Origin of the sequence: Halorubrum sp., from assembly GCF_046498025.1 — an archaeon.
Lineage (GTDB): Archaea > Halobacteriota > Halobacteria > Halobacteriales > Haloferacaceae > Halorubrum.
Window position 1 is genome coordinate 1 of sequence record NZ_JAWOBM010000057.1, and the last position, 5,460, is coordinate 5,460.

The following is a 5,460-nucleotide window of genomic DNA, read 5'->3' on the forward strand; positions in this document are numbered from 1 at the left end:
CTCCCAGAAGCCCGCCGAGCAGATCCGCCAGCAGCCCGGCGGGGCCACCGCCGGCGCGCCCGGCGGAGCCCCCGACATCACCTACGAGGACATCGGCGGGCTCGACGACGAGCTCGAGCAGGTCCGCGAGATGATCGAACTGCCGATGCGCCACCCCGAGCTGTTCAAGCGGCTCGGCATCGACCCGCCGAAGGGCGTCCTGCTTCACGGCCCGCCGGGGACCGGCAAGACCCTGATCGCGAAGGCGGTCGCCAACGAGATCGACGCGAACTTCCACACGATCTCCGGCCCGGAAATCATGTCGAAGTACTACGGCGAATCCGAAGAGCAACTCCGTGACGTGTTCGAGGAGGCGTCCGAGGATGCGCCCGCGATCATCTTCATGGACGAGCTCGACTCGATCGCGCCCAAGCGCGAGGAGGCGGGCGGCGACGTGGAGCGGCGCGTCGTGGCCCAGCTGCTCTCGCTGATGGACGGGCTCGAAGAGCGCGGCGAGGTGGTCGTCATCGGGGCGACCAACCGCGTCGACGCCATCGACCCCGCCCTCAGGCGCGGCGGCCGCTTCGACCGCGAGATCGAGGTCGGCGTCCCCGACCGCGACGGCCGCAAGGAGATCCTGCAGGTCCACACGCGGAACATGCCGCTGGTCGAGGAGATCGACTTGGACGAGTACGCGGAGAACACGCACGGCTTCGTCGGGGCCGACCTGGAGTCGCTCGCGAAGGAGTCCGCGATGCACGCGCTGCGGCGGATCCGTCCCGAGCTCGACCTCGAGAGCGACGAGATCGACGCCGACGTGCTGAACTCCATTCAGGTCACCGAGACCGACTTCAAGGAGGCGATGAAGGGCATCGAGCCCTCCGCGCTCCGCGAGGTGTTCGTCGAGGTCCCGGACGTCTCCTGGGACCAGGTCGGCGGCCTAGAGGAGACCAAAGAGCGGCTCCGCGAGACGATCCAGTGGCCGCTGGAGTACCCCGAGGTGTTCGAGGAGCTCGACATGCAGGCCGCCAAGGGCGTCCTGATGTACGGCCCGCCGGGCACGGGGAAGACCCTGCTCGCGAAGGCCGTCGCCAACGAGGCGGAGTCGAACTTCATCTCGATCAAGGGGCCGGAGCTGCTGAACAAGTACGTGGGCGAGTCCGAGAAGGGCGTCCGCGAGGTGTTCAGCAAGGCCCGCGAGAACGCGCCGACCATCGTGTTCTTCGACGAGATCGACTCGATGGCCACCGAGCGCGGCAAACACTCCGGCGACTCCGGCGTCGGCGAGCGCGTCGTCTCCCAGCTGCTGACGGAGCTCGACGGGCTCGAATCGCTGGAGGACGTGGTCGTCGTCGCGACGACGAACCGCCCGGACCTCATCGACTCGGCCCTGCTCCGTCCCGGTCGCCTCGACCGTCACGTGCACGTGCCCGTGCCGGACGAGGAGGCCCGCCGGAAGATCCTGGAGGTCCACACCCGGAACAAGCCGCTGGCCGACGACGTCGACCTCGATTCGCTCGCCCGGCAGACCGACGGGTACGTCGGCGCCGACATCGAGGCGGTGGCTCGCGAGGCGTCGATGAACGCCTCCCGGGAGTTCATCGGCAGCGTCTCGCGCGAGGAAGTCGGCGAGTCCGTCGGCAACGTCCGCGTGACGATGGCGCACTTCGAGGACGCGCTCGACGAGGTGAACCCGAGCGTCACCACCGAGACGCGGGAGCGCTACGAGGAGATCGAAAAGCGGTTCCAGCGGTCGGAGGTCGACCGCGAGGACGCCGAGCCCGGCACCGCGTTCCAGTAGTCGGGGTCGGTCCGGTCGTGGACGGTTTTTAGATGACGCCGATCGTCGACAGCAGGAAGAACGCGGCGACGAGGACGATCCCGATCGTGACCAGTCGCCACGCGAGCTTCAGCACGAACTTGCCGACGATGATGACGATCGCGACGGCGACGAGTGTGAGGAGCAGCTGTCCCGCCTGACTGGCGAGGAGCCCGGCCTGAAGGGGCAGCGACGATGCCAACGCGGCGAGCGAAGCGGTCATATCCGCCACCAAGACCACGCCCGGCATAAGCTTGTGGGGAACCGTCCGGGGTGGAGAACGCCGTTCGGTCTCCGATTATCGAATTCTGATAGGTACGCCGGCGAATACTGCGCCACCGCGACGCGGACGCCGAGCCGTTCGCCCGGTCCGATCGGGGTAATCCACAGCATAACGCCGAAAATACGAGGTGATTAACCCCCCTTTTGTTCCGGTGGGACGGCCGATACATCCGGCGGTTTTGCGCCGAGAAATTCAGTTTCACTCTGGTCTGGCCATGTTTATGTGTCCGGAACACGTGTCGTTTGAACGTAATCGAATCCGGCGTCAGACACGCGGACCGGAAATTACATACCGAATCGAACAGGTAGCCACCTATCCGGGCCGGGAGCGGAACACAAAAGGGCCTGCTGCGTCAGTACGTAGACACCATATATGAGCCAGAACGCACGTCAACCGAGCGGGGTGACCGCCGAATGAGCAGCGACGGCGTCACCGCCGACGAACTCGAACTGCCGATCAAACGAACCACGGGCGAGACGATGGAGGAGCGGCTCACCGCCAACGCCTACCACAACATCCTGCCCGCGCGCTATCTCCGGAAGAACGCGGACGGCGAGACCATCGAGAACCCCGAGGAGTTGTTCGACCGCGTGGCGCGCAACGTCGCGCTCGCGGAGGCGGTCTTCGAGGCCGAGAAACTGGACCTCGAGATCACGGTCACGCCCGATCAGCTGAAACCCGGTCATCCGCGACGGGACGAACTCGCCGCCGAGGTCTTCGGCGCGGGGACGACCGCCGAGGACGAAGCCGAGACGACGCTGACCGCGCACAACGTCAACAAGTTCGCGTACGACACCGTCGTTCCCGAGCTCCCCGAGAGCGTGCGCGACCACGTCGAGGCGACCGCGGACCGGTTCCGCGACGGGATGGAACAGCTCTCCTTCATGCCGAACTCGCCGACCCTGATGAACGCGGGCGACGAGCTCCAGCAGCTCTCCGCCTGCTTCGTCGACTCCCCGGCCGACGACATCACCGACATCCACCAGACCGCCAAGGAAGCGGCCGAGGTGTTCCAGTCCGGCGGCGGCATGGGGTACGCGTTCTGGCAGCTCCGGCCCTACGGCGACTCCGTCGGCTCGACCGGCGGCATCGCCTCCGGCCCGATCACGTTCATGCGGACGTTCGACCAGATGTGCGAAACGATCGCGCAGGGCGGCGCGCGCCGCGGCGCCCAGATGGGCGTGATGCGCGTCTCGCACCCGGACGTCATCCAGTTCATCCACGCGAAGAACAAAGACGTCTCGCTGGCTCACTCGCTGCGGCTGAACGACCCCGACGACTTCACGCACAACTCCTTCGCGGACGCCTTAGAGGAGGCCCGCGACCTCATCGACGAGGACGGGAAGGTCCCCGAACACCTCCGCAACGCGGTCGAGGGGCACCTCTCGAACTTCAACATCAGCGTCGGCGTCACCGACGACTTCATGCAGGCGCTGTACAACGACGAGGAGTTCACCTTCACCAACCCCCGCACGGAGGAACCGCACGTCGCGACCCCCGAGACGAAGGAGATCTACGACATGTTCGGCCTCGGCGAGCACGTCGAGGTCGGTGAGGTGCTCTCGATCCCCGCACAGGAGCTCTGGGACGACATGATCGAGGGCGCCCACGAGAACGGCGAGCCGGGGGTCATCTACCTCGAACGCGTGAACAAGGAGCACTCCTTCGACGTGGAGGAGCACCCCGACCACCGGATCCTCGCGACGAACCCCTGCGGCGAGCAGCCGCTCGAAGAGTACGAGGCCTGTAACCTCGGTCACATCAACCTCTCGACGCTCGCGGCGCGAGACGCGCCGGACTGGCGCGTCTGGTCCGCCGAGCACGCCGACGAGTACGACTCGCAGGAGGCCGCCATGTCGGCGTTCCTCGAGGAGGCGATCGACTTCGAGGAGTTCGACGAGCGGATCGACTACGGCACGCGTTTCCTCGAGAACGTCGTGACGATGTCGGACTTCCCGGTCGAGAAGATCGAACAGAAGGTCCGGGACATGCGGAAGATCGGGCTGGGGATCATGGGGCTGGCCCAGCTGTACATTCAGCTCGGGATTCCGTACGGCACCGAGGAGGGCAACGAGGTCGCCCGCCAGCTGATGACCCACATCAACCACGAATCGAAGCAGACCTCCCACGAGCTCGCGACGGAGCGCGGGACGTTCAACGACTGGGAGGAGTCGAAGTACGCGAACCCCACCGAGTACCCCGACTGGTTCGAGCACTACACCGGCCTCGACGCGGACGAGTGGGAGGACGGCTTCCCGATCCGCAACCACAACACGACGACGATCGCTCCCACGGGGACGACGTCGATGATCGGGAACACCACCGGCGGCTGTGAGCCCATCTACAACGTCGCCTACTACAAGAACGTCTCCGACGACGTGCAGGGCGACGAGATGCTCGTCGAGTTCGACGACTACTTCCTGCGCACGCTCGAGGAGAACGACATCGACGTCGACGCCGTCAAACAGGAGGCGCAAGAGCAGATGGCGGCGAACGAGTTCGACGGCGTGGACGGGTTAGAGACGGTTCCGGACGCGATCGGCGAGCTGTTCGTCGTCACCGGCGACCTCTCCGGCAAGCAGCACGCGGCGGTCCAGTGCGCCTGCCAGGAGGGCGTCGACTCGGCCATCTCGAAGACGTGTAACTTCCCGAACGACGCCACCGCCGAGGAGATGGAGGCGGTGTACCGCTACATCTACGACCACGGCGGCAAGGGCGTCACCGTCTACCGCGACGGCACCCGGTCGAAGCAGGTGCTCACGACGCGCGCGAAGAACACGGAGTTCGCCGACGAGACCGAGGCCGCCGAGACGATCGTCGAGCAGATCGGCGAGGTGTTCGGCGGCATCGAGTCGTTCCTCGACAACGAGGACGTGCAGGCGGCGATCGACACGGAGATCGCGGACCTGCTGGAGGCGAGCGAGCAGCCGCGGATCGACTACAGCGAGCGCAGCCCGCGCCCCGACTCCCTGAACGGCGTCACCCAGCGCGTCGAGACCGGGTACGGCAAGCTGTACGTCACCATCAACGAGGACGAGAACGGCCGCCCGTTCGAACTGTTCGCGAACATCGGTCACTCCGGCGGCTACACCAACTCCTTCACGGAGGCGCTCGCGAAGGTCATCTCGACGGCGCTCCGCTCGGGCGTCGACCCCGAGGAGATCGTCGACGAGCTGCAGGGCACCCGAAGCCCGAAGGTCGCCTGGGACAAGGGCGAGCAGATCCAGTCGATCCCGGACGCCATCGGCACCGCGCTCCGGCGCTACCTGGACGACGAGATCGACAAGGGGATCCCGCAACAGCAGAGCCTCGACGACGTCGAGCGCGACCTGGCGAGCGAATCGACGAGCCAGACCGACGGCGGCGCGGTCGACGCCGG

Annotated in this window: 3 protein-coding genes; 2 read left to right on the forward strand and 1 reads right to left on the reverse strand. The window is 66.4% G+C overall.

Going from position 1 to position 5,460, the window contains the following annotated elements:
• On the forward strand, positions 1 to 1,780 hold a 1,780-nt coding region (locus R6U01_RS11240; RefSeq protein WP_410286545.1), incomplete at its 5' end, for a CDC48 family AAA ATPase.
• Between the two features lie 28 nt (positions 1,781 to 1,808).
• On the opposite strand, the gene R6U01_RS11245 is transcribed toward R6U01_RS11240, so the two are convergent.
• Entirely contained in the window at positions 1,809 to 2,048 is a 240-nt protein-coding gene (locus tag R6U01_RS11245; protein WP_410286546.1) for a hypothetical protein, read from the reverse strand.
• Between the two features lie 446 nt (positions 2,049 to 2,494).
• Here R6U01_RS11245 and R6U01_RS11250 point away from each other — a divergent pair.
• A partial coding sequence (locus R6U01_RS11250; protein WP_410286547.1) for an adenosylcobalamin-dependent ribonucleoside-diphosphate reductase occupies positions 2,495 to 5,460 on the forward strand: 2,966 nt, incomplete at its 3' end.

What these genes read in the sequence shown, in the direction of transcription:
- R6U01_RS11245 (WP_410286546.1), bottom strand. Translation starts at nt 2,048, where the DNA reads ATGCCGGGCGTGGTCTTGGTGGCGGATATGACCGCTTCGCTCGCCGCG.